This is a genomic window from Xylophilus sp. Leaf220 (assembly GCF_001421705.1).
Lineage (GTDB): Bacteria > Pseudomonadota > Gammaproteobacteria > Burkholderiales > Burkholderiaceae_C > Xylophilus.
The window spans coordinates 598,430-621,440 of the sequence record NZ_LMKO01000001.1 but is presented as its reverse complement, the minus strand read 5'-3'; the positions used below and the strand labels follow the sequence as shown (position 1 = coordinate 621,440).

The window sequence follows — 23,011 nt, the reverse complement described above, 5'->3', positions numbered from 1 at the left end:
GCCCAAATATGTCAGCGTGGCGCGCCCAGCTCGCGTGCCCGCTGGGCCGAGGCCTCGAGCGCCCGGCTGTCGGGCACCGCGCGGGTCGGCCAGCCGGCCAGGTGGTGCTGTGCGATGCCCGAGAGCGCGGCGATCCACGGGTGGCTGTCGTTCAGGCAGGGGATGTAGTGGAAGGATTCGCCGCCCGCCTCCAGGAAGGCGTGGCGCACTTCCATGTTGATCTCTTCCAGCGTCTCCAGGCAGTCGCTGGTGAAGCCGGGGCAGAGCACATCGACCCGCTTGGTGCCGGCCTTGGCCAGCGCCACCAGCGTCGGCTCGGTGTAGGGCTCGAGCCACTTGGCGCGGCCGAAGCGCGACTGGAAGGTGACCTTGACCTCGTGCGCATGCAGGCCCAGTTCGGCGGCCAGCAGGCGGGCGGTCTTGTAGGCCTCGCAGTGGTACGGGTCGCCCAGCTGCAGGGTGCGCGCCGGCACGCCGTGGAAGCTCATCACCAGCATCTCGCCGCGGCCCTCGGTGCGCCAGTAGCGCTCCACCTGGGCGGCCAGCGCGGCGATGTAGCCGGGGTCGTCGTGGTAGCGGTTGACGAAGCGCAGCTCGGGCAGGTTGCGCTGCCGTGTGCTCCAGGCGTTGACCGCGTCGACCACGCTGGCGGTGGTGGTGGCCGAGTACTGCGGATAGGCCGGCAGCACCAGGATGCGGGTGGCGCCGTCGGCCTTCAACGCGTCGAGCTGCGACGCGATCGAGGGGTTGCCGTAGCGCATCGCGTAGCGCACCTCGACCTGGTGGCCGGCCTCGCCCAGCCAGCCGCGCAGCATCGTGGCCTGCTTGGCCGTCCAGGTCTTGAGCGGCGAGCCCTCGTCGGTCCAGATGCTGCGGTACTTGGCGGCCGATTTGGAGGGCCGGGTCCGCAGGATGATGCCGTGCAGGATCGGCAGCCAGAGCAGCCGCGGGATCTCGACCACGCGGGGGTCGGCCAGGAACTCGGCCAGGTAGCGGCGCACCGCACCGGGCGTGGCCTCGTCGGGGGTGCCGAGGTTGCAATAGAGGACGGCTATCTTGGGCGCTTGGCCGTGGCGGAAGGTGGGCTCGGGGGCGAAAGTAGGCAAGGAAATCCTGGAAGACCTGGAAAAAGGGGCACGGGGCCGATGCGATATTCTCGGCGACCCATGCCCCACACCCCCGATTTAGATGTATCCAGAATCCGCGCGATCAGCCTGGACCTGGACGACACGCTCTGGCCCGTCTGGCCCGCCATCGAGCGCGCCGAGGGCGTGCTGCACGCCTGGCTGGCGCAGCACGCGCCGGCCACCGCCGCACTGTTCGCAGACACCGCCTCGTTGCGCAGGATACGGGTCGCGATGGCTGACGAACTGCCCCACATGCGCCACGACCTGAGCGGCCTGCGGCGCGAGTCGATCCGCCGCGCGCTGCAGCAGGCGGGCGACGACGCGGCGCTGGCCGAGCCGGCGTTCGACGCCTTCTTCGCCGCGCGCCAGCAGGTCGATTTCTACGCCGACGCGCTGGATGCGCTGGCCCGCCTGGCCGCGCGCTGGCCGCTGGTGGCGCTGAGCAACGGGAACGCCAACGTGCACACGGTCGGCATCGGCGCGCACTTCTCCGCATCGATCTCGGCGCAGGGCCTGGGCATCGCCAAGCCCGATGCGCGCATCTTCGCGGCGGCGGCCCGATCGGTCGGCGTGCCGGTCGATGCGGTGCTGCACGTGGGCGACGACGTGGCGATGGACGTGGTGGGCGCGCTCGATGCGGGCATGCAGGCGGTCTGGGTCAACCGCGCCGGGCTGGCCTGGGACCATCCCCGCCGCCCGCAGCTGGAAGTGACCGAGCTGGGCGCGCTGTGCGACCGGCTGGGCTGCCCGGCCGCTTCATAGGCGAAAAGTGCCGCGGGCCGGCGCCGTCCGCCGGCCTCCAGCTATTAATTCGATAGCATCTGCGCTGCCGCGACACCGCTGCGCACCGCGCCTTCCAGCGTCGCCGGATAGGGCCCGTCCAGGTAGTCGCCGCAGGCCGGCAGCCCGGGCGCGACCTGCTGCGGCGGGCGCGTCAGGCCGGGCGTGCAGGCGAAGGTGGCGCGCTTCTCGACGATGGTCTGCACCGGCTCCACCGCCAGGCCCAGCTGGTCCCGGGCCTGCCGCACCACCGCCTGCTCCAGCGCCGCGCGCTCGCCGTGGCTGGCACTCACCACGAAGGCCAGCAGACCGGCAGGTCCGCCCAGCTGGCCGCGGTCGAAGACGAACTGCGCCGGCGCGGCGTCGCTGCTGCGCAGGGGCAGCATCGGCTCTGCCAGCGCGGTGGCGGCGCGGGCGTAGACGGTGGTGATCGCCTCGAACCGCAGGGCCCGTGCCTGGGCGCACCACACGGCCGATGCCGCCGGCTCGGTGGCTTCGGCGAGGCGGGCCGCCTCGCCCGGCGGGCAGGCGAGCAGCACCCGGTCGAACGGCTCGCCGTCCACCGTCCAGCCGTCGCCGCCGCGGGCGATCGACTGCACCCGCCAGTGCAATTGCACCGGCATGCCGTGCGCGGCCAGCCAGCGCTGGGCGGGCACCGGGAACAGCGCGCCCAGGTCGGTCCGTGGCAGCAGCAGGTGCGAGCCGCCGGGCACGCCGAAGAGCGCGTCCTGCAGCACCCGCAGGAACACCTGGCCGCTGGCCGCGCGGGCCGGCGTGTTGAGGGCCGAGACGCAGAGCGGCTCGATCAGTTCTTCCATCACCCGCGGCGCCAGGCTGGCGCAGAGGCCGGCCACCGTCTGCTGCGGCGCACAGTGGAAACCGCGCTGCTGCCAGCGGCCCGCGGTGCGCAGCAAGGACCATTTGTCGGCCACGCTCCAGCCGCGGGCGGTCACCACGCCCAGCAGCAGGTCGAGCGGCGCGGGCGCCTTCGGCAGCGCCAGGCCACGGCCATCGGGATAGCGCAGCGACAGCGGCATCCGCAGCAGCACCTCGTGCTCCGCCACGTCCACCAGTGCCATCAGCCGCAGCGTCTCGGTATAGGCGCCGATCAGGATGTGCTGGCCGTTGTCGAGCAGCGGCACCACCTCGCCATGCCCGTGGCCGTGGCCGTGGCCCGCCACCGTGCGGGCCCGGCCGCCGGCCATGCCCGCCGCCTCGAACACCGTGACCGTATGCCCCGCGCGCACCGCCTCCACCGCCGCCGCCAGCCCCGCCCAGCCCGCGCCCACGATCGCCAGCCTCATGGCGGGCACCTCAGCGGCAGGGCACGCGGGGACTCCGCTCCCGCCAGGGTCGACGCGGGACCGGCTCCGCCGGGCCGGCACCGCCCCCTGCAAGGAGGATGGCGCAGACACGCGGTGCGCAGCCTGGGGGTGTGCTTCATACCCGTCCGAGCGCCTGGACTTTCCACGCGAGCCAGAACTTGCGCAGCGGGGTGAGGCTGACCCGCTGGTGCAGCACCTGGAAGTCGTCGCGGGCGATCTCGCCCAGCAGGGTGCGGTAGATGCTGGCCATCATCAGGCCCGGCTTCTGGGTGCGGCGGTCGGCCGGCGGCAGCAGCGCCAGCGCTTCGGCGTAGAGGCGCTGCGCCCGCTCGGTCTGGAAGCGCATCAGCGCGACGAAGCGGTCGGAGTGGACGCGCTTGAGGATCTCGTGGGCCTTCACGTCGAACTGCTGCAGCTCGTTGACCGGCAGGTAGATGCGGCCGCGCAGCGCGTCCTCGCCCACGTCGCGGATGATGTTGGTCAGCTGGAACGCCAGGCCCAGCCGGTGGGCGTAGGCGGTGGTGGCCGGGTCGGTCTGGCCGAAGATGCGCGCCGCCACCTCGCCCACCACGCCGGCCACCAGGTGGCAGTAGCGCTCCAGGCCCGCGAAGTCGAGGTAGCGGGTCTGCTCCAGGTCCATCTGGCAGCCCTGCACGACGGCCTGCAGGTGGCGCTCTTCGATGCCGTAGTCGGGCACGTGCGGCATCAGGGCCTTCATCACCGGATGGCTGGGCTGGCCGGCGAACGCACGGCCGATCTCGGTGTGCCACCAGGCGAGCTTGGTGGCGGCGACGCCCGGGTCCTGCATGTCGTCGACCACGTCGTCCACCTCGCGGCAGAAGGCATAGAAGGCGGTGATCGCGGCGCGGCGGGGCCGCGGCAGGAACAGGAACGCGTAATAGAAGCTGCTGCCCGAGGCGGCGGCTTTTTGCTGAACGTAGTCTTCGGGGGTCATGGGGGCGGTGTCGTGGTGCCCGATTGTCCCACCCGGGCCGCACCCGTCCGGCGTGGCGCCGCGCGCCCTACATCCGCAGGGCGCGCCAGAGCATCGCCGGGGCGTCGCGGGCGCCCACCGTCGGCCGGGTGTTCAGCGTCGCATGGTCCAGCGCCGCGATGCGGTCGAGGATGCGCAGCCCGCCCTGCACCACCAGCCGCAGTTCCCAGCCGGCCCGGCCGGGGATGCGATGCACCAGCGGCGCGCCGCGCAGCATCTCGGCCCGGGCCCAGGCGCAGCAGTCGGCGATCAGCGCGGTGGCGGCGGGCGTCTGGCGCAGGGCGCGCAGGTCGGCCGCGGGCACGCCGTGGGCGCGGCGGTCGGCAGCGCACAGGTAGTAGCGGCCGCGGGGAATGTCGACCGACAGGTCCTGCCAGAAATTGACCAGCTGCAGCGCGCTGCAGATCGCATCGCTCTCGGCCAGCGCGGCCTCGCCCCGCACGCCGTAGAGGTGCAGCAGCAGCCGGCCGACCGGGTTGGCCGAGCGGCGGCAGTAGTCGAGCAGTTCGGCCCGGTCGGCATAGCCTTCGCAGTCGCGGGTCTTGCGGACGTCCTGCAGGAAGGCGTCGAGCAGGTCGTCCAGCAGCGGCACCGGCAGCCGCCACTGTGCGATGGCGCCGGCCAGCGGCCCGAAGACGGCAGCCCATCGGAGGGACACCGGCCGGCCGGCGGCGGCGGCGTACAGGTCCTGCCGGTAGGCCTGCAGGTCGGCGATGCGCGCATCGGGCGCGGCATCGCCCTCGTCGGCGATGTCGTCGGCGGTGCGGGCGAAGCCGTAGAGCGCCGCGATCGGCGGGCGCAGCGCGGGCGGGCAGAGCCACGAGGCCACGGGAAAGTTCTCGTAGTGCGTCGGCGGCGCGGCGGTGGCGGGCGGGGAGGGCAGGGGTGTGGGCACGCCGCGATTGTGCGCAATCGCATCGCCGCGCTCGGCAGCCGGCGCCGGCAGGTACGGCCAATCGTGTCTTGACAGCGTGCAAGCCGATGCAATAGATTACTAACCCGTCAGTCATTAACTTGCCCGGGCCCCGGTCCGCACGCGCCATGCCTCCTCGCCTTTCGCCCGTCCGCCATCGCTTTTTCGCGGGGGCTCTCGCCGTGGCGGTGGCCGCCGCGCTCGCCGCGTGCTCCCGGCCCGCGCCGCCCGAGGAGCCGATCCGATCGGTGAAGCTGGTGACGGTGGAGCGCACCGACGCGCAGGCCGGCCAGGTCTTCGCCGGCGAGGTGCGGGCCCGGGTGGAGTCGCGCATCGGCTTCCGGGTCGGCGGCAAGATCCTGCGCCGCCAGGCCGAGGTGGGCCAGCGGGTGCAGCCGGGCCAGGTGCTGGCGCAGCTCGATCCGCAGGACCTGCGGCTGGCGGCCGACGCGGGCCGGGCCCAGGTGGCGTCGGCCCGCACCAGCTACGAACTGGCGGACGCCGATTTCAAGCGTTACTCGCAGCTCAAGAGCCAGAACTTCATCAGCGGCGCCGAGCTGGAGCGGCGCGAATCGACCCTGCGGGCGGCCAAGGCGGCGCTCGACCAGTCGCAGGCGCAGCTTTCGTCTCAGGGCAACCAGGCGGGCTACGCCGACCTGAAGGCCGACGCGCCCGGCGTGGTCACCGCGATCGAGGCCGAGGCCGGCCAGGTGGTGAGCGCCGGCACGCCGGTGGTGCGGGTGGCGGTGGACGGCGTGCGCGACGCGGTCTTCGCGGTGCCGGAGAACCAGGTCGGCCGCTTCGCCGTCGGCCAGCCGATGCAGGTGCGCACCTGGGCGGGTGCCGCCCCCCTGTCCGGCAAGGTGCGCGAGGTAGGCGCCAGCGCCGATCCGGTGACCCGTACCTTCACCGTCAAGGTGGCGCTGCAGGGCGCCCCGGGCGATGTGCCGCCGCTGGGCACCACCGTGTCGGTGCTGCCGCAGCATGCGGCGGGCGACGCGCCGCCGGTGATCCGCATCCCCAGCTCCGCGCTGCGGCAGGACGGTGGCACGACCGCGGTGTGGGTGCTGGACGCATCGTCGATGACGGTGCGCTCCCAGCCGATCGCCGTCGGCAGCGTGGACGGCAACGACGCGGTCGTGACCCGGGGCCTGGAGCCGGGCATGCGGGTGGTGGCCGCCGGGGTGCATGTGCTGGCGCCGGGCCAGAAAGTGGCGATCTACGAAGGAAAAAGCCCCGAGGCCGGCACCGGACGCCGACAGCCTGCTATGGATAGCGTAGCAAACGGCGCGGCGGCATCCGCAGACCCGACGCCGCCGCCTGCCTCCGCGCCGGCCGCAGCGCCCGCGGCCCCGGCGAAGTGAGGCCGCGATGACACCGCACGACGCGCCTCCCGCCGCCCCCGACGCCTCCGTACCCGCGGCGGCCCCCGCGCCCGGCCTGGCCCCGCCCAAGGAAGGTTTCAACCTCTCGCGCTGGGCGCTGGAGCATGCGGCGCTCACCCGCTACCTGCTGGTCGCCTTCATGGTGCTGGGCTTCGCCTCGTACTTCCAGCTGGGGCAGGACGAAGACCCGCCCTTCACCTTCCGCGCGATGGTGGTCCGCACCTACTGGCCCGGCGCCACCGCCGAGCAGGTGGCCGAGCAGATCACCAGCCGGCTGGAGCGCACCCTGCAGGAGGTGCCCAACGCCGACCGCATCCGCAGCTACTCCAAGCCCGGCGAGTCGCAGATCATCTTCGAGCTGAAGGACAGCTCCCGCCCGGCCGACGTGCCCAACGCCTGGTACACGGTGCGCAAGAAGATCGGCGACATGCGCTACATGCTGCCCGGCAACATCCAGGGGCCGTTCTTCAACGACGAGTTCGGCGACGTGTACGGCGTGATCTACGCGCTGGAGACCGACGGCTTCTCGGAGGCCGAGCGCCGCCAGCTGGCAGAGGACGTGCGCCAGCGGCTGCTGCGGGTCAAGGACACCGCCAAGGTCGAGTTGTTCGGCGTGCAGGACGAGAAGATCTTCATCGAGATCCCGCGGCAGCGGCTCGCCCAGCTGGGCCTGAACCTGAACGCGGTGATCGACCAGCTGGGCCAGCAGAACGCGGTGGAGAGCGCCGGCCTGGTGCAGACGCCGGGCGACATCGTGCAGCTGCGGGTCGAGGGCGCCTTCGAGGCGGTGGCGCAGCTGCGGGCGATGCCGGTCCGCGGCAGCTCGGGCAACCAGCTGCGGCTGGGCGACATCGCCGAGATCCGCCGCGGCACCGTCGATCCGCCGTCGGTGAAGGTGCGCCACCAGGGCCGCGAGGTGATCGCGCTCGGCGTGTCGATGGCCAAGGGCGGCGACATCGTGGCGTTGGGCAAGGCGCTGCGCACCACCGTCGCCGACCTGGAGAAGACGCTGCCCGCCGGTGCCCGGCTGGTGCAGGTGCAGGACCAGCCGGCGGCGGTGACAGCCTCGGTGAGCGAATTCGTGCACGTTCTGATCGAGGCGGTGGTGATCGTGCTGGCGGTGAGCTTCATCAGCCTGGGCCTGCACCGCAAGGCCGGTGCGCGGCGCTGGTGGCAGGGCTACACGCTCGACGTGCGGCCGGGGCTGGTGGTGGGCATCACCATCCCGCTGGTGCTGTCGGTCACGTTCCTGGCGATGCACTACTGGGGCATCGGGCTGCACAAGATCTCGCTCGGCTCGCTGATCATCGCGCTGGGCCTGCTGGTGGACGACGCGATCATCGCGGTCGAGATGATGGTCCGCAAGATGGAGGAGGGCTACGACAAGGCCCGCGCCGCCACCTTCGCCTACGAGATCACCGCCATGCCGATGCTCACCGGCACGCTGATCACCGCGGCGGGTTTCCTGCCGATCGGCATCGCCAAATCGGTCACCGGCGAATACACCTTCGCGATCTTCGCGGTGACGGTGGTGGCGCTGGTGCTGAGCTGGCTGGTGTCGGTGTACTTCGTGCCCTACCTCGGCACGCTGCTGCTCAAGCCGCATCCGCACCATGCGGGTCAGGCCGGCGGTGCCGACGGCGCCGAGGGCCAGCCGCACGAGATGTTCGACAGCGCCTTCTACAACCGCTTCCGCCGCACGGTGGGCTGGTGCGTGGCCCACCGCTGGATCACCATCGGCGCCACCGTGGGCATCTTCGCCCTGGGGCTGGTCGGCATGGGGCAGGTGCAGCAGCAGTTCTTCCCGGATTCGACACGGCCCGAGATCATGGTCGACCTGTGGTCGCCCGAGGGGACGCCCTTCAGCGCCAGCGAGGACATCGTCAAGCGCGTCGAGGCGCGGCTGCAGCAGGAGGCGGGCATCCGCAGCATCAGCACCTGGGTGGGCTCGGGCGTGCCGCGGTTCTACCTGCCGCTGGACCAGGTGTTCCCGCAGTCCAACGTGTCGCAGCTGATCGTGCTGCCGAACGACCTGGCCACGCGCGAGGTGCTGCGCCGCCGGCTTCCGGCGATCCTGGCGACGGAATTCCCCGAGGTGCGGGGCCGCGTCAAGCTGCTGCCGAGCGGCCCGCCGGTGGCCTACCCGGTGCAGTTCCGGGTGGTGGGCACCGACCCGGCGGTGCTGCGCACCCTGGCCGACACGGTCAAGGCCGAGATGCGCAAGAGCCCCAACACCCGCGGCACCAACGACAACTGGAACGAATCGGTCAAGTCGGTGCGGCTGGAGATCGACCAGGACAAGGCGCGGGCGCTGGGCGTCACCAGCCAGTCGATCGCGCTGGCCACCCGCACGCTCTACAGCGGCAACACCGTCGGCCAGTTCCGCGAGGGCGACCGGCTGATCGAGATCGTGATGCGCCAGCCGCTGGCCGAGCGCGACGCGGTGTCCGACCTGGACAACGCCTACGTCACTACCGCCACCGGCCAGTCGATCCCGCTGCTGCAGATCGCCAAGCCGACGCTGGCCTGGGAGTACGGCGTGCTGTGGCGGCAGAACCGCGAGTACGCGGTGACGGTGCAGGCCGACATCGCCGAGGGGCTGCAGGGCGCCACGGTGACGCAGGAACTGCTGCCCGCGCTGCGCAAGCTGGAGGCGGACTGGCAGCAGAACGGCCGCGCCGGCTACCGGATCGAGGTGGCGGGCGAGGTGGAGGAGAGCAGCAAGGGCTCGGCCTCGATCGCCGCGGGCGTGCCGATCATGCTGTTCGCCGTCTTCACCCTGCTCATGCTGCAGCTGCACAGCTTCAGCCGCGCGCTGCTGGTGTTCATCACCGGGCCGCTGGGCATCGCGGGTGTGGCCGCGGCGCTGATCCTGCTGGGGCGTCCTTTCGGCTTCGTGGCGCTGCTGGGCGTGATCGCGCTGATGGGCATGATCCAGCGCAACTCGGTGATCCTGATCGACCAGATCGAGCAGGAGCGGGCCCGCGGCGTGCCGGCCTGGGACGCGATCGTCGAATCGGCGGTGCGGCGGCTGCGGCCGATCGTGCTGACCGCCGCGGCCGCGGTGCTGGCGATGATCCCGCTGTCGCGCAGCGTGTTCTGGGGGCCGATGGCGGTCGCCATCATGGGCGGCCTGGTGGTGGCCACCGTGCTCACCCTGCTGGCCCTGCCGGCGATGTACGCCGCATGGTTCCGGGTGAAGCGCGAACCGCCCGCCCGCGCATGAAGAATCGCGGCGCCGGAGGAATCGGTCTTCCGGCACGCTAAAATCTTGGGTTGACCAATTCGCACACGTGTCGCTTGACCGGGACACGTGGGGCTTTTTCTTAGTTTGCGCGGGTGGCGAAATTGGTAGACGCACCAGGTTTAGGTCCTGACGGTGGCAACACTGTGGGGGTTCGAGTCCCCCCCCGCGCACCACGCAAGTATCACGGCAGGCAGATCTCTGACCGCCGCCGACCGATCTCATAGGAGCAGAACATGGCCGTCAATGTGGAAACCCTCGACAAGCTGGAGCGCAAGATCACGCTGACGCTGCCTGTCACCACGATCCAGTCGGAAGTCGACGCGCGCCTGAAGCGCCTCGCCCGCACCGTCAAGATGGACGGCTTCCGTCCCGGCAAGGTGCCGATGAACGTCGTGGCCCAGCGCTACGGCTACTCGGTCCAGTACGAAGTCATGAACGACAAGGTCGGCGAGGCCTTCTCGGTCGCCGCCAACGAAGCGCAGTTGCGCGTGGCCGGCCAGCCGACCATCACCGAAAAGGACGGCGCGCCCGAGGGCGAGCTGGCCTTCGACGCCGTCTTCGAGGTGTTCCCCGAAGTCAAGATCGCCGACCTGTCGGATGCCGACGTCGAGAAGCTGAACGCCGAAGTCGACGAGACCGCGATCAACCGCACCCTCGACATCCTGCGCAAGCAGCGCCGGACCTTCGCCCAGCGCGCCCAGGATTCGGGCGCCGAAGACGGCGACCGTGTCACGGTCGACTTCGAAGGCAAGATCGACGGCGAAGTGTTCCAGGGCGGCAAGGCCGAGGCGTTCCAGTTCCTGGTCGGCGAAGGCCAGATGCTCAAGGAATTCGAAGAAGCCGTGCGCGGCATGAAGGCCGGCGAAAGCAAGACCTTCCCGCTGGCCTTCCCCGAGGACTACCACGGCAAGGACGTGGCCGGCAAGCAGGCCGACTTCATGGTCACCGTCAAGAAGATCGAACAGGCCAACCTGCCAGAAGTCAACGAACTGCTGGCCAAGTCGCTCGGCATCGCCGACGGCACGGTCGACGGCCTGCGCGCCGACATCAAGAAGAACCTGGAGCGCGAAGTCAAGTTCCGCGTCCTGTCGCGCAACAAGCAGGCCGTCATGGACGCGCTGATCTCGAAGGCCGAACTCGACCTGCCCAAGGCGAGCGTGCAGGCCGAGGTCGAGCGCATGATCGAAAGCGCCCGCGCCGACCTGAAGCAGCGCGGCATCAAGGACGCCGACAAGGCGCCGATCCCCGACGACGTGTTCCGTCCGCAGGCAGAGCGCCGCGTCCGCCTGGGCCTGGTGGTGGCCGAACTGGTTCGTGCCAATGCGCTCCAGGCCAAGCCCGAGCAGATGAAGGCCCACATCGACGAACTGGCCGCCAGCTACGAGAAGCCGGCCGACGTGGTCCGCTGGTACCAGAGCGACCGCCAGCGCCTGGCCGAAGTCGAAGCCGTCGTGATAGAGAACAACGTCACCGACTTCGTGCTGTCCAAGGCCAAGGTCACCGAGAAGGCCGTGTCCTTCGACGAACTGATGGGCCAGCAGGGCTGAGCACGCCGGCGCCCGTCGCCCGGCCCTCCATGACCATGGGGCTTGTGCTTTGCGGCACAGGCCCCATGTCGTTTTCGCTACAGTAGTTCTTTCCCAGGAGAAATCATGAGTGCACTAGAAACCCAAGGTCTCGGCATGGTGCCGATGGTGGTCGAGCAGTCGGGCCGCGGCGAGCGGTCGTACGACATCTATTCGCGGCTGCTGAAGGAGCGCGTGATCTTCTTGGTGGGCGAGGTCAACGACCAGACCGCCAACCTGGTGGTGGCGCAGTTGCTGTTCCTCGAGAGCGAAAACCCCGACAAGGACATCTCGTTCTACATCAATTCGCCCGGCGGCAGCGTCAGCGCCGGCATGGCGATCTACGACACGATGCAGTTCATCAAGCCTGCGGTCTCGACGCTGTGCATCGGCTTCGCGGCCAGCATGGGCGCGTTCCTGCTGGCGGCCGGCGAGAAGGGCAAGCGCTTCTGCCTGCCCAACTCCAAGGTCATGATCCACCAGGTGCTCGGCGGCGCGCGCGGCCAGGCGACGGACATCGAGATCCACGCCCGCGACATCCTGAAGACGCGCGAGCAGATGAACCGCATCCTCGCGGAGCGTACCGGCCAGCCGCTCGAGAAGGTCGCACGCGACACCGAGCGCGACTACTTCCTGACCGCCGACGAATCGAAGGATTACGGCATCGTCGACCAGGTGATCTCCAAGCGCGGCTGAGACCCCGTCCGTCGTGGAAACGGCGCTTTCCCCTGCGGAAAGTGCCGTTTGCCATTTCGTTATCATGCAATTCATCCAGTCTCTAGGCATAGCGTTCAATGGCCGATAAAAAGGGCTCCTCCTCCAGCGAAAAAACGCTGTACTGCTCGTTCTGCGGCAAGAGCCAGCACGAGGTTAAGAAGTTGATCGCCGGACCGTCGGTGTTCATCTGCGACGAATGCATCGACCTGTGCAACGAGATCATCCGCGACGAGGTCCCGGACGGCGACGCCGCCAAGGACCCGAAGGCCGAACTGCCCACGCCCGCCGAGATCAAGCACAACCTCGACAACTACGTGATCGGCCAGGAAGTCGCCAAGCGCACCTTGGCGGTGGCGGTCTACAACCACTACAAGCGTCTTCGGCACAAGGAAAAGGCCAAGAAGGACGACGTGGAGCTGGCCAAGAGCAACATCCTGCTGATCGGCCCCACCGGGTCCGGCAAGACCCTGCTGGCCCAGACGCTCGCCCGGATGCTCGACGTGCCCTTCGTCATGGCCGACGCCACTACCTTGACCGAAGCCGGCTACGTGGGCGAGGACGTCGAGAACATCGTCCAGAAGCTGCTGCAGAGCTGCAACTACGAAGTCGAGCGGGCCCAGCGCGGCATCGTGTACATCGACGAGATCGACAAGATTTCCCGCAAGTCCGACAACCCCTCGATCACCCGCGACGTGTCGGGCGAGGGCGTCCAGCAGGCGCTGCTGAAGCTGATCGAAGGCACGATGGCCAGCATTCCGCCGCAGGGCGGTCGCAAGCACCCGAACCAGGACTTTCTGCAGATCGACACGACCAACATCCTGTTCATCTGCGGCGGAGCCTTCTCGGGGCTCGAGAAGGTGATCGACAACCGCACCGAGGCATCGGGCATCGGCTTCGGTGCATCGGTCAAGAGCAAGCAGCAGCGCACCCTGACCGAGGTGTTCAAGGAAATCGAGCCGGAAGACCTGATCAAGTTCGGCCTGATTCCGGAGCTGGTCGGCCGCATGCCGGTCATCGCCACCCTGGCCGAACTGAGCGAAGACGCGCTGGTGCAGATCCTGACCGAGCCGAAGAATGCGCTGGTCAAGCAGTACGGCAAGCTGCTGGCGATGGAGGGTGTCGACCTGGAGATCCGCCCGGCCGCCCTGAAGGCTATCGCCCGCAAGGCGCTGGCCCGCAAGACCGGTGCCCGTGGTCTGCGCTCGATCCTCGAGCAGTCGCTGATCGACACGATGTACGAGCTGCCGCACACCACGAACGTCGACAAGGTCGTGGTCGACGAGTCGACGATCGACGAGAACAAGCCGCCGCTGCTGGTCTACCGCGAAGCGGCGAAGAAAGCCTAGGCCTCGTGCCGAGCCGCGCCCACCCGGGCGTGGCGACGGATTGATCATCCTGTTTCAGCCTGTCCGGGCGGATCGGCGATGCTTGCAAAGCGCCGTTCGCATCCCATGTGGACAAGGCATCTACCTAAGGATTCTCATGTCCGGTCATACGCCCCTTCCTTCCGACCCGATCGAGCTGCCGCTGCTGCCGCTGCGCGACGTGGTCGTGTTCCCCCACATGGTCATCCCGCTGTTTGTCGGGCGGCCGAAAAGCATCAAGGCGCTGGAACTGGCGATGGAGGCCGAGCGCCGCATCATGCTGGTGGCGCAGAAGACCGCGGCCAAGGACGAGCCGTCGGTCGACGACATGTTCTCCGTCGGCTGCGTATCCACCATCCTGCAGATGCTCAAGCTGCCGGACGGCACGGTCAAGGTGCTGGTCGAGGGCCAGCAGCGCGCGACCGTCACGACGATTTCCGATGCGGAAACCCACTTCGTCGCGACCGTGGCTCCCCTGCAGGACGAGCTTTCCAAGGCCAGTAGCGAGATCGAGGCCCTGCGCCGGGCGGTGATGCAGCAGTTCGACCAGTACGTCAAGCTGAACAAGAAAATTCCGCCGGAAATCCTGACCTCGATCTCCAGCATCGACGATCCGGGCCGGCTGGCCGACACCATCGCTGCGCATCTGCCGCTCAAGGTCGACAACAAGCAGACGGTGCTGGACATGGCCGACATCAAGTTGCGCCTGGAGAACCTCTTCGAGCAACTGGAGCGCGAGGTCGACATCCTCAACGTCGACAAGAAGATCCGCGGCCGCGTGAAGCGCCAGATGGAGAAGAACCAGCGCGACTTCTACCTCAACGAGCAGGTCAAGGCGATTCAGAAGGAGCTCGGCGAGGGAGAAGAGGGCGCGGACATCGAGGAGGTCGAGAAGAAGATCAAGCTCGCCAAGATGCCGAAGGAAGCCTTGAAGAAGGCCGAGGGTGAGTTGAAGAAGCTCAAGCTGATGTCGCCTATGTCGGCCGAGGCGACCGTGGTGCGCAACTACATCGACGTGCTGACCGGCCTGCCCTGGAGCAAGAAGACCAAGATCAAGCACGACCTGACGCTTGCGGAAGATGTGCTCAACGAGGACCACTACGGCCTCGACAAGGTCAAGGACCGCATCCTGGAGTACCTCGCGGTCCAGCAGCGGGTGGACAAGGTCAAGGCGCCGATCCTGTGCCTGGTTGGCCCGCCCGGCGTCGGCAAGACCTCGCTCGGGCAGTCGATCGCGAAGGCGACCGGCCGCAAGTACGTTCGCATGGCGCTCGGCGGCATGCGGGACGAGGCGGAAATCCGCGGCCACCGCCGCACCTACATCGGCGCCTTGCCGGGCAAGGTGCTGCAGAGCCTGAACAAGGCCGGCACCCGCAATCCGCTGTTCCTGCTCGACGAGATCGACAAGCTCGGCACAGATTTCCGGGGCGATCCGTCCAGCGCGTTGCTGGAAGTGCTTGATCCGGAGCAGAACCACACCTTCGGCGACCACTACGTCGAGGTCGATTTCGACCTGTCCGACGTGATGTTCGTGGCGACCTCGAACTCGATGAACATTCCGCCGGCCCTGCTGGACCGGATGGAGGTCATCCGTCTGTCGGGCTATACCGAGGACGAGAAGACCAGCATCGCGATCAAGTACCTGCTGCCGAAGCAGCTCAAGAACAACGGCGTCAAGGATTCCGAACTGCGGGTCGACGAGGATGCGGTGCGCGACATCGTTCGCTACTACACCCGCGAAGCCGGCGTGCGGTCGCTGGAGCGCGAACTGTCCAAGATCTGCCGCAAGGTGGTCAAGGCGCTGCTGCTCAAGAAGATGGAGCCGCAGGTGGTCGTGAACGCCGACAACCTCGACCAGTTCCTGGGCGTGCGCAAGTACAGCTACGGACGGGCCGAGCAGGAGGCCCAGGTCGGGCAGGTGGTGGGCCTGGCCTGGACCGAGGTGGGCGGCGACCTGCTGACCATCGAGGCGGCCATCACCCCGGGCAAGGGCGTGATCACCCGGACCGGCTCGCTCGGCGATGTGATGAAGGAATCGGTCGAGGCCGCCCGTACCGTTGTGCGCAGCCGCGCACGCATGTTGGGCATCAAGGACGAAGTGTTCGAGAAGAAGGACATCCACATCCACGTGCCCGACGGTGCGACGCCGAAGGACGGCCCGAGCGCAGGCGCTGCGATGACGACGGCTCTGGTGTCCGCCCTGACCGGCATTCCGGTGCGGGCGGATGTGGCCATGACCGGCGAGATCACCCTGCGGGGTGAGGTCACCGCCATCGGAGGCCTGAAGGAAAAACTGCTGGCGGCGCTGCGGGGCGGCATCAAGACGGTGCTGATTCCTGAAGAGAATGCCAAGGACCTGCAGGAGATTCCGGCGAACGTTCGCGACGGGCTTGAAATCGTGCCGGTGAAGTGGATCGACAAGGTGCTGGAACTGGCTCTGGTCCGCGTTCCCGAATCGCTGCCCGACGAGGAGCCGGTGGTGGCCGCACCTGCCGCCACGACGGCCGATGCGCCCGCCCCTCGGTCGGTCAAACACTGACGACAGTTTTTTCAGGTTTTTTGAGCCTGTCGTCAAAAGTGCCTAAAAGTGCGCTACAATTTCATTCATCGCAGCAAACGACGCAAATGAGTTTGTTGCAAATGCGGGAATAGCTCAGTTGGTAGAGCGCAACCTTGCCAAGGTTGAGGTCGAGAGTTCGAGACTCTTTTCCCGCTCCACATTCAAAAGGGAAGCTTAGGCTTCCCTTTTTTGTCGGTGATCATGGCGCGATAGCAAAGCGGTTATGCAACGGATTGCAAATCCGTGTAGCCCGGTTCGACTCCGGGTCGCGCCTCCAAGATTGTGCAGACGTCGGTGAGAAGATGAACGGACCGCGAGGTCCGTTTTTTGTTGGTCGGCCTGCGATGCGCTTCGGTGCGTACTGGCCCCGCTCGATGCCCGAGTGGTGAAATCGGTAGACACAAGGGACTTGAAAGCAATTTGAGCCCTTCCGGGGAAACCCGGGAGGTGACACCCGTCAAATTCGGCGAACGCCCTGGATGCGCAGCAACTGCTTCGCGTCCGAGCCAACGCCGAGCCAAGCCGCCAGCCTTCCGGGCCTGCGGAAGGTGTAGAGAGCAGACGGCGGGCACCTACGGCCGCAGGGCTAGGGTGAAGGCGTGCTCCAGACCACGAACCGCAGCGCATGCCGCTGCGGGCGGCGAAAGTCGAAGTGGTACGAAAATCCCTCGACTTCGCAGTCGTGCCGGTTCGATTCCGGCCTCGGGCACCATTGGTTTCGTCGCTTGCGCCAGCGCCTTCGCATGGCTGGTTGCGAGCGTTTTCGCCATGAAAGCGTGTCGGCCATCGCTGTGCACCAACCGTCGGCGCGCGGTCGGGCCGACCGGCGTGTCGGCCGATGGGTCGCCCGAGCGAGGATGTCTGCGGCGCGACTTATGCCTCCGGAAGCCACCGCCTTTCGACGGCCCGTCGGCCCCACTGCTACACCATGCCTCGACATGAGAAAATGCCCCGGCTGCGGTGGGTTATAACGTCCATTTCGCCTGCCCTGTTTCCTATCTGTTCCATGCTGTGAAGGCTCTTGCCGGCCGGCCTTCATCGGTCCGTTGCCCGAGAGATGTACGAATGTCCAACTACAACACCCCGTTTGAAATCCACGTCCACGGCGACGTGGTGCTGCGTGCCGACGTGACGTTCGAGCAACTGCAGGAGGCGCTCCGGCCGCTGTGGAAGTACGCCGGCGCCAAGTCGCTGGCCGATGGCGCGGCCAGTTCCTACGAGGACGAGCCGGGTATCGAGTTCAAGCCCAAGGACCATCTGCTGCAGATCTGCTGGACGGTGAACGGCGACGAGGATTTTCGCCACAACCTCGACGAGATGTGCATGAGCATCAACGAACTGGCGGAGCAGGGCGCCTCGATCGAGGTCACCTTCTACGACACCGATTTCGACGAGGAAGAGGAATCTGCCGATGCCGAGGCGCGCGACGATTTCGTGATGCTCTTCGTCGGCCCGACGCCCGCGGCCATCATGCAGGTGCAGCGCGACCTGCTGGTGCAGGACGTGATCAACATGATGGAGCGCCATTTCGACGGCGCCGAGCTCGGCGGCGTGGTGGCCGAGATCGACAAGCTCTTCGGCGAGCGATTCGACGCATTGGTCAATTCGCTGGAACTGGGCAAGCCGCCGCGTGGCACCGGCGGTGCCGGCGGATCGGGTGGGCCCGGCGGCCATGGCGGCGGTCGCCGGCCGCGCCACCTGCATTGAGTCGCGTCCCCTCATGCGGTACCTGACCGGCTATTCGGAGGCGGTGCGGGCCCAGATGCAGGCGATCCATGCGCGGCAGGGCCTGGGGCGCCTGCTGCTCGCGCGCTACCCCGCACCGCACGGCATGCGCACCGACCGGGCGCTGCACGCTTTCGTCACCGAGCTGAAGACCGAGCACCTGCGCCGCGCGCCGCCGATCGACAAGGTGCTCTACGACAGCAAGCTGCAGGTGGTGCAGCATGCCCTGGGCCTGCACACCGCCATCTCGCGCAAGCAGGGCGCCAGGCTCAAGGCCAGCCGCGAGATCCGCATCGCCTCGGTGTTCAAGGACGTGCCGCACGATTTCCTGCAGATGATCGTGGTGCACGAACTGGCCCACCTGAAGGAACGCGACCACGACCGGGCCTTCTACCAGCTGTGCGAAAGCATGGAGCCGCGCTACCACCAGCTGGAACTGGACCTGCGCCTCTACCTGACGCACCTCGAAGCCACCGGCGAGCGGCTGTGGTCAGGCAGCGGTAGCAGTGGCGCCCACGCTGGCGCCGATCCCCAGCCAGCGGCCGGTGGCCGCCTGTAGCAGCCCGAGATCGCCGGTACTGACCAGCTCCAGCCGGCCGGCCGCGCCCGTGTCCGGCTTCAGCAGCCCGTGCTGTGCCAGCAGGCGCTGCGTCTGGCGGGCGACCGGCTCGCCGGTGTCGATCAAGCGGACCTGCGGGCCGACCAGCTCGCGCAGCGTAGGTGCGGCGAAGACGTAGTGGGTGCAGCCCAGCACCAGCGTATCGATCTCGCCTTCTTGCGTGCCGAAAGTGCCCGCAGCCGACGTGTAGCGCCGGCACAGTGCTATTGTATTGATAGCGTTTGATTCCGCACTGCCCGGCTGCCGCAGTTCGTCTTCGATGGCGGTCGCCAGCCCGTCGCAAGGCTGCACGCTGAAACGCGCCTGGTGCTGCAGCGGCGCCATCAACGCCCTGAACTTGGCGCTGGTGACAGTGCCGCGGGTGCCCAGCACCGCGATGCCGCCGGTGCGGGTCACGGCCAGGGCGGGCTTCACCGCCGGCTCGACCCCGACCAGGTGCAGGTCGGGATGCGCGGCCCGCAGCAGGTGGATCGCCGCAGCGGTGGCGGTATTGCAGGCGACCACCAGCGCCTTGATGCGGTGCCGGCTGCGCAGCGTCTCGGCGACGTGCAGGGTGCGAGCCACCACATGGTCGTCGCCCCGCTCGCCGTAGGGCGCGAAGCCGCTGTCGGCGAGATAGACGAAGTCTTCCTGCGGCAGCAGGCCCTGCAGCGCCCGCAGCACGCTCAGGCCGCCGATGCCGCTGTCGAATACGCCGATCGGCGCGTCGTAGGAAGGAGGATGCATCGTGGGCGGTCGGGGGACGGCGGGGAATGCGATTGTCGGCCGGCCGCCGGACCGTGCGGCCCGCCGCCGTCCGTGCCTCAGGCCGAGGCCAGCTCGATGCCCTTGAACTCGCCGGTCGCGATGCGCGACTGCCATTCGGCCGGGCCGGTGACGTGCACGCTGGTGCCGCCGGCGTCCACCGCCACGGTGACCGGCATGTCGACCACGTCGAACTCGTAGATCGCTTCCATGCCCAGGTCGGCGAAGCCGACGACCCTGGCGTCCTTGATCGCCTTGCTGACCAGGTAGGCGGCGCCGCCCACGGCCATCAGGTAGGCGCTCTTGTGCTTCTGGATCGAACCGACGGTGGCCGGGCCGCGCTCGGCCTTGCCGATCATCGCGATCAGGCCGGTCTTCTCCAGCATCATGTCGGTGAACTTGTCCATCCGCGTCGCGGTGGTGGGGCCGGCCGGGCCGACCGCTTCGCCCTTGACCGGATCGACCGGGCCGACGTAGTAGATGACCCGGTTGGTGAAGTCGACCGGCAGCGGTTCGCCCTTGGCCAGCATCGTCTGGATGCGGGCGTGCGCAGCGTCGCGGCCGGTGAGCATCTTGCCGTTGAGCAGAAGGGTGTCGCCCGGCTTCCAGCTGGCGACCTCTTCCTTGGTGAGGGTGTTCAGGTCGACGCGGCGGCTCTTGTTGTAGTCGGGCGCCCAGTCGATCTTGGGCCACAGGTCGAGCGATGGCGCTTCCAGGTAGACCGGGCCGGCACCGTTCATCACGAAGTGCGCATGGCGGGTGGCGGCGCAGTTGGGGATCATCGCGACCGGCTTGCTGGCGGCATGCGTCGGGTACGTCTTGATCTTCACGTCGAGCACGGTGGTCAGGCCGCCCAGGCCCTGTGCGCCGATGCCGAGGGCGTTGACCTTCTCGAACAGCTCCAGGCGCAGCTCCTCGAGCTTGTCGAGCGGCTCGCTGCGGGAGGACTTGGCCTGCAGCTCGTACATGTCCAGGTCGTCCATCAGGCTTTCCTTGGCCAGCAGGACCGCCTTCTCGGCGGTGCCGCCGATGCCGATGCCCAGCATGCCGGGCGGGCACCAGCCGGCGCCCATGGTGGGCACGGTCTTGAGCACCCAGTCGACCACGCTGTCGCTCGGGTTGAGCATGATCATCTTGCTCTTGTTCTCGCTGCCGCCGCCCTTGGCCGCGACGGTGATGTCGAGGCTGCCGCCGGGCACGATCCGGGTGAAGATCACCGCCGGCGTGTTGTCCTTGGTGTTCTTGCGGTCGAACTGCGGATCGGCGACGACGCTGGCGCGCAGCGTGTTGTCGGGGTGGTTGTAGCCACGGCGCACGCCCTCGTTGATCGCGTCCTCCAGCCCGCCGGGAAAGCCTTCGAACCGCACGTCCATGCCCACCTTCAGGAACACGTTGACGATGCCGGTGTCCTGGCAGATGGGGCGCTGGCCGGTGGCGCTCATCTTGCTGTTGGTGAGGATCTGGGCGATCGCATCCTTGGCCGCCGGGCTCTGCTCGCGGGCGTAGGCGCGGGCCAGGTGGGCGATGTAGTCGGCCGGGTGGTAGTAGGAGATGTACTGCAGCGCCGCAGCGACGGATTCCACGAGGTCGTGGTACTGGATACGAGTCGTCATGGTGGGGATCGTGTTGTTGTGGGAGACCAGCCCGCAATTATCCCCGTTGCGCGGCGCGGCCGCCTGCGCCCGCCCCGGCGCTCAACCCTCGATGGTGGAGGGCGCGAAGTCGACCGCGTGCTCGGGCTTGACGCCGCGCGACCATTCGAGCAGCACGTGCGCCTGCATCGGCCGGGCATAGAAGTAGCCCTGCAACTCGTCGCAATCGAGTTCCAGCAGGATGTCGCGCTGGCCGGCCGTCTCCACGCCTTCCGCCACCACCCGCAGGCCCAGCGCGTGGGCCAGCCGGATCACCGCCTCGACCACGGCCCGGGCGTCGACCTTCACTTCCAGGTCGTTGACGAAGCTGCGGTCGATCTTGAGCTGCTGGGCCGGCAGCTGGCGCAGGTAGCTGAGGCTGGAGTAGCCGGTGCCGAAGTCGTCGATCGCCAGGTACACGCCGATGCGCGCCAGGCCCGAGAACGCGACCTGCGTCGCCTTCAGGTCCTCCATCGCGACCGATTCGGTGATCTCGCAGAGCAGCTGCGACGCGTCGACCTTGTGGCGGCGCAGCGCCGCCTCAACCCGCTCGGCCAGGCCGTTCTCGCGCAGCTGGTGCACCGACAGGTTGACGGCCACCCGCATCCGCAGGCCTTCGCGGCTCCAGGCGGCGATCTGGCGGCACGCCTCGTCGATCACCCAGCTGCCCAGCCGGCCGATCAGCCCGAAGCGCTCGGCCAGCCCGATGAAGAGCGCCGGGCTCAGCACCCCGCGCTCGGGGTGGTTCCAGCGGATCAGCGCTTCGACGCCGCTGATCTGGTCGCGCCGGCCGTCGATCTTCGGCTGGTAGTACAGCTCGAACTGGCCGGCGTCGATCGCCTGGCGCAGGTCGCTCTGCAGCGCCAGCTGGTTCGACACGTCGGCGCCCATGTGCGATTCGAAGAGCGCATAGCCGCCGCCGCCGGCGCGCTTGGCGACGTACATCGCGGCGTCGGCATGGGCGACCAGCTTGTCGCGCTCCCCCTGGTCGGGGTAGAGGACGATGCCGATCGAGCAGGCGATCTGCAGCTGCTTGTCGAACACCACGAAGGGCCGGGTCAGCGCCTTCAGGATGCGGTCGGCCACCAGGGTGCAGTCGGCGATGTCGTGCACATGCTCCAGCAGCACCAGGAACTCGTCGCCGCCCACGCGGGCGACGGTGTCGCTGAGCCGCGCCGCGCGCTCCAGGCGGCGCGCAGCCTTGCGCAGGATGAAGTCGCCGGCGGCGTGGCCGAAGGAGTCGTTGATCGGCTTGAAGCCGTCCAGGTCGACGAAGAAGACCGCCAGCCGCTCGTGGGTGTGGCCGTGGTTGGCCCGGTCGAGCCGCGCCAGCGCCTGGTCGAGACGGTCTTCGAACAGCAGCCGGTTGGGCAGGCCGGTGAGGGCGTCGGCGAAGGCTTGTTTCTGCAGCTCGGCGTTGGCCGTCTCCAGCCGGGTGTTGGCCTGCTGCAGCGAGTGGGCCAGGCGCCGCGCGGTGCTCTGCAGCCGGGCGTCGAGGATCGAGGCGAACAAGGTGCCCAGCAGCATGATGCCGGTCGTCACCAGCACGATCGCCAGCATGTTGGGCCCCGACAGCTGGTCGGCGCTGAGGCATACCGTGCCGGCCGGGAACTGCGCGGCGGCCATGCCGGTGTAGTGCATGCCGCAGATGGCGGCGCCCATCACCAGCGACGCGAAGATCTGCGACCGGGTCCGGCGCCGCGATTCCCGGTGCGCCAGCAGCATGACCATCAGCAGGGCGACGGCCGAGGCGGCCACCGCGATCAGGGCCGACAGCACCACCTTCACCGGATCCCAGACGATGCCCGGCGCCATGTCGAGCGCGGCCATGCCGATGTAGTGCATGCCGCAGATGCCGAGCCCCATCGCCAGTGCCCCCACGAGCAGCAGCCGCGGCCCCACCGCCAGCCGGCTCGCGATGCCGAGCGCCACGCCCGACGCCGCCACCGCCGCCGCCCACGAGAGCAAGGTGAGCCCGCCGGTGAAGCCCAGCCGTATCGGCAGCTGGAACGCCAGCATGCCGATGAAGTGCATCGCCCAGATCCCGGTGCCCATCACCACCGAACCGGCTGCCCACCAGGCCAGGCGCAGCCGGCCGTAGGTGCCGCGCACCCGCAGCGCCAGGTCGAGTGCCACATAGGACGCCAGCACGGCGATCGCGATCGACGCCGCGACACCCCACAGGTTGTGCTGGGACGGCAGGAAGGCGGAACTGGCGATCACGGGGATGGGTACGAACGATTAGACCGGGTGGATTCACGCCCGGTTACAAACCCGATGCAGGGTGCCGGGAAGGTCCCGGAGGGGCGTCGCAG

Annotated in this window: 16 protein-coding genes and 3 tRNA genes; 12 read left to right on the top strand and 7 right to left on the bottom strand. The window is 68.5% G+C overall.

The window, feature by feature from the left end; genetic code table 11:
- Nucleotides 1-11: 11 nt before the first annotated feature.
- Entirely contained in the window at nt 12-1,106 is a 1,095-nt protein-coding gene (gene hemH / locus ASE76_RS02790) for a ferrochelatase (protein ID WP_055834304.1), read from the bottom strand.
- Nucleotides 1,107-1,166: 60 nt separating this feature from the next.
- Between hemH and ASE76_RS02785 the strand changes: the two genes are divergently transcribed.
- Nucleotides 1,167-1,889, top strand: a complete 723-nt coding sequence (locus tag ASE76_RS02785) for an HAD-IA family hydrolase (protein WP_055834301.1) — start codon at nt 1,167-1,169, stop codon at nt 1,887-1,889.
- 44 nt (nt 1,890-1,933) lie between these two features.
- Here ASE76_RS02785 and hpnE read toward each other — a convergent pair whose 3' ends face one another.
- The 3 genes from hpnE to hpnC all read right to left on the bottom strand — a co-directional run bounded on the left by hpnE (nt 1,934) and on the right by hpnC (nt 5,121).
- Nucleotides 1,934-3,211: a hydroxysqualene dehydroxylase HpnE gene (hpnE, locus tag ASE76_RS02780; RefSeq protein ID WP_055834298.1), complete on the bottom strand. Its 1,278-nt coding sequence runs from the start codon at nt 3,209-3,211 to the stop codon at nt 1,934-1,936.
- Nucleotides 3,212-3,347: 136 nt separating this feature from the next.
- Nucleotides 3,348-4,187, bottom strand: a complete 840-nt coding sequence (hpnD, locus tag ASE76_RS02775; protein ID WP_055834295.1) for a presqualene diphosphate synthase HpnD — start codon at nt 4,185-4,187, stop codon at nt 3,348-3,350.
- Between the two features lie 67 nt (nt 4,188-4,254).
- A complete protein-coding gene (hpnC, locus tag ASE76_RS02770) occupies nt 4,255-5,121 on the bottom strand; it encodes a squalene synthase HpnC (RefSeq protein ID WP_055834293.1) in 867 nt (288 codons plus the stop codon).
- A 146-nt stretch (nt 5,122-5,267) separates the two neighbouring features.
- Here hpnC and ASE76_RS02765 point away from each other — a divergent pair, with 146 nt between their 5' ends.
- The 11 genes from ASE76_RS02765 to ASE76_RS02715 all read left to right on the top strand — a co-directional run bounded on the left by ASE76_RS02765 (nt 5,268) and on the right by ASE76_RS02715 (nt 18,261).
- On the top strand, nt 5,268-6,503 hold the full coding sequence (locus ASE76_RS02765; protein ID WP_055834290.1) for an efflux RND transporter periplasmic adaptor subunit: 1,236 nt from the start codon (nt 5,268-5,270) through the stop codon (nt 6,501-6,503).
- A gap of 7 nt (nt 6,504-6,510) precedes the next feature.
- Nucleotides 6,511-9,750 (top strand): efflux RND transporter permease subunit, encoded by a 3,240-nt coding sequence (locus tag ASE76_RS02760; RefSeq protein ID WP_082447864.1) that lies wholly within the window; start codon nt 6,511-6,513, stop codon nt 9,748-9,750.
- Between the two features lie 107 nt (nt 9,751-9,857).
- Nucleotides 9,858-9,944 (top strand) — tRNA-Leu (locus ASE76_RS02755).
- 60 nt (nt 9,945-10,004) lie between these two features.
- Nucleotides 10,005-11,318 carry a trigger factor gene (gene tig / locus ASE76_RS02750; protein ID WP_055834287.1) on the top strand — a complete coding sequence of 438 codons (1,314 nt, stop codon included), beginning with the start codon at nt 10,005-10,007 and terminating at the stop codon, nt 11,316-11,318.
- Nucleotides 11,319-11,423: 105 nt separating this feature from the next.
- On the top strand, nt 11,424-12,032 hold the full coding sequence (clpP, locus tag ASE76_RS02745) for an ATP-dependent Clp endopeptidase proteolytic subunit ClpP (RefSeq protein ID WP_055834284.1): 609 nt from the start codon (nt 11,424-11,426) through the stop codon (nt 12,030-12,032).
- Nucleotides 12,033-12,130: 98 nt separating this feature from the next.
- Complete coding sequence (gene clpX, locus ASE76_RS02740; protein WP_055834281.1) at nt 12,131-13,399, top strand: ATP-dependent Clp protease ATP-binding subunit ClpX; 1,269 nt, start codon at nt 12,131-12,133, stop codon at nt 13,397-13,399.
- Between the two features lie 136 nt (nt 13,400-13,535).
- A complete protein-coding gene (gene lon, locus ASE76_RS02735; protein WP_055834278.1) occupies nt 13,536-15,956 on the top strand; it encodes an endopeptidase La in 2,421 nt (806 codons plus the stop codon).
- A gap of 103 nt (nt 15,957-16,059) precedes the next feature.
- Nucleotides 16,060-16,135, top strand: a tRNA-Gly gene (locus ASE76_RS02730).
- Nucleotides 16,136-16,180: 45 nt separating this feature from the next.
- A tRNA-Cys gene (locus tag ASE76_RS02725) sits at nt 16,181-16,254 on the top strand.
- 788 nt (nt 16,255-17,042) lie between these two features.
- The gene (locus ASE76_RS02720; protein WP_055834275.1) at nt 17,043-17,684 is read left to right on the top strand and encodes a DUF6806 family protein; all 642 of its coding nucleotides are present in this window, start codon (nt 17,043-17,045) and stop codon (nt 17,682-17,684) included.
- A gap of 13 nt (nt 17,685-17,697) precedes the next feature.
- On the top strand, nt 17,698-18,261 hold the full coding sequence (locus tag ASE76_RS02715; RefSeq protein WP_055835555.1) for a M48 family metallopeptidase: 564 nt from the start codon (nt 17,698-17,700) through the stop codon (nt 18,259-18,261).
- Here ASE76_RS02715 and murI read toward each other — a convergent pair.
- From murI to ASE76_RS02700, 3 genes are all read right to left on the bottom strand, one after another.
- Complete coding sequence (murI, locus tag ASE76_RS02710) at nt 18,193-19,047, bottom strand: glutamate racemase (RefSeq protein WP_055834272.1); 855 nt, start codon at nt 19,045-19,047, stop codon at nt 18,193-18,195. The two genes, ASE76_RS02715 and murI, sit on opposite strands and share 69 nt — an antisense overlap.
- Nucleotides 19,048-19,124: 77 nt before the next feature.
- Complete coding sequence (locus tag ASE76_RS02705) at nt 19,125-20,678, bottom strand: fumarate hydratase (protein ID WP_055834269.1); 1,554 nt, start codon at nt 20,676-20,678, stop codon at nt 19,125-19,127.
- 81 nt (nt 20,679-20,759) lie between these two features.
- A complete protein-coding gene (locus ASE76_RS02700; RefSeq protein WP_236698308.1) occupies nt 20,760-22,919 on the bottom strand; it encodes a bifunctional diguanylate cyclase/phosphodiesterase in 2,160 nt (719 codons plus the stop codon).
- Nucleotides 22,920-23,011: the final 92 nt, after the last annotated feature.

What these genes read in the sequence shown, in the direction of transcription:
- ASE76_RS02785 (WP_055834301.1), top strand. Translation starts at nt 1,167, where the DNA reads ATGCCCCACACCCCCGATTTAGATGTATCCAGAATCCGCGCGATCAGC.
- hpnE (WP_055834298.1), bottom strand. Translation starts at nt 3,211, where the DNA reads ATGAGGCTGGCGATCGTGGGCGCGGGCTGGGCGGGGCTGGCGGCGGCG.
- hpnD (WP_055834295.1), bottom strand. Translation starts at nt 4,187, where the DNA reads ATGACCCCCGAAGACTACGTTCAGCAAAAAGCCGCCGCCTCGGGCAGC.
- ASE76_RS02765 (WP_055834290.1), top strand. Translation starts at nt 5,268, where the DNA reads ATGCCTCCTCGCCTTTCGCCCGTCCGCCATCGCTTTTTCGCGGGGGCT.
- ASE76_RS02760 (WP_082447864.1), top strand. Translation starts at nt 6,511, where the DNA reads ATGACACCGCACGACGCGCCTCCCGCCGCCCCCGACGCCTCCGTACCC.
- tig (WP_055834287.1), top strand. Translation starts at nt 10,005, where the DNA reads ATGGCCGTCAATGTGGAAACCCTCGACAAGCTGGAGCGCAAGATCACG.
- clpP (WP_055834284.1), top strand. Translation starts at nt 11,424, where the DNA reads ATGAGTGCACTAGAAACCCAAGGTCTCGGCATGGTGCCGATGGTGGTC.
- clpX (WP_055834281.1), top strand. Translation starts at nt 12,131, where the DNA reads ATGGCCGATAAAAAGGGCTCCTCCTCCAGCGAAAAAACGCTGTACTGC.
- lon (WP_055834278.1), top strand. Translation starts at nt 13,536, where the DNA reads ATGTCCGGTCATACGCCCCTTCCTTCCGACCCGATCGAGCTGCCGCTG.
- ASE76_RS02720 (WP_055834275.1), top strand. Translation starts at nt 17,043, where the DNA reads ATGTCCAACTACAACACCCCGTTTGAAATCCACGTCCACGGCGACGTG.
- ASE76_RS02715 (WP_055835555.1), top strand. Translation starts at nt 17,698, where the DNA reads ATGCGGTACCTGACCGGCTATTCGGAGGCGGTGCGGGCCCAGATGCAG.
- murI (WP_055834272.1), bottom strand. Translation starts at nt 19,047, where the DNA reads ATGCATCCTCCTTCCTACGACGCGCCGATCGGCGTATTCGACAGCGGC.
- ASE76_RS02705 (WP_055834269.1), bottom strand. Translation starts at nt 20,678, where the DNA reads ATGACGACTCGTATCCAGTACCACGACCTCGTGGAATCCGTCGCTGCG.